The following is a 1,061-nucleotide window of genomic DNA, read 5'->3' as shown; positions in this document are numbered from 1 at the left end:
AGTGTGACCACTACGGATGCCGCCGGAAACAGCGCAACGGTAACGGAAACCAAAACATATGCTGTAGATACGACCGCCCCGGTCCCTGTACTGGATATCGATGATATCACGGCCGATAATGTATTGAACGCAGCAGAGGCTGCTACCAATATAGATGTAACTGGAACGGTAAGTGGCGACTTCAACTCCGGAGATACGGTAACCTTAACGGTCAACGGTACCGATTACACGGGAACCGTAGATGGCGCAGGCGCTTATAGTATAGCAATCCCGGGAAGTGAACTGGCTGCCGATGGAGATACGACGGTAGATGGAAGTGTAACGACAACGGATACCGCAGGTAATGTAGGAACCGCAACCGACACGCAAGTATACTCGGTAGATACCACATCGCCTGTAATCTCCATAGATGTTGTGGCCGGGGATGATATTATAAATGATACGGAAGATGACAGTCCAGTAACAATATCAGGGACTACCTCGAATGTAGAAGACGGACAGATTGTAACGGTGACCTTGAATGGACAAAATTATTTCTCTACCGTTGCAGGAAATGTATGGACATTGGATATATCTGCATTGGATACCCAAGCATTGGGAACTAATGAAACTATCACAGCAGATGTAAGTGATTTAGGAGGTAATCCCGCAGTACAGGGAACCAGGGATATTCAACATGATGCTGTCGCTCCGGTACCAATGTTAGCTATCGATGATATTACAGCGGACAACATACTGAACGCCACCGAGGCGGGTGCAGATGTTGCGGTAACAGGAACTGTTACTGGAGATTTCAATACGGGCGATACGGTCACCTTAACGGTTGACGGTACGGACTATACAGGAACGGTGGATGCCTTGGGTGATTATAGCATCGATATCCCGGGTAGCGCATTGGCCGCTGATGGCGATACTACGGTTGACGGAAGTTTTGTAACAACGGATGTAGCGGGCAACAGTGCAACGGTAACCGATAACAAAACCTATACGGTAGATACGGTAAGTCCTGCTCCTGTACTTTCAATAGATGATATTACAGCGGACAACATACTGAATGCGGC

The 1,061-nt window shown here is 48.0% G+C and carries 1 protein-coding gene; it reads left to right on the top strand.

All coding sequences use genetic code 11. From position 1 onward, the window contains the following. Positions 1-1,061 (top strand): Ig-like domain-containing protein (locus H9565_RS20005; RefSeq protein WP_215442147.1); only part of this gene is annotated, 1,061 nt, incomplete at both ends.

It is taken from the genome of Zobellia russellii (assembly GCF_018728565.1).
Classification (GTDB): Bacteria; Bacteroidota; Bacteroidia; order Flavobacteriales; family Flavobacteriaceae; genus Zobellia; species Zobellia russellii.
The sequence above is the reverse complement of the archived record's forward strand: the minus strand, read 5'-3'. Positions and strand labels throughout refer to the sequence as shown.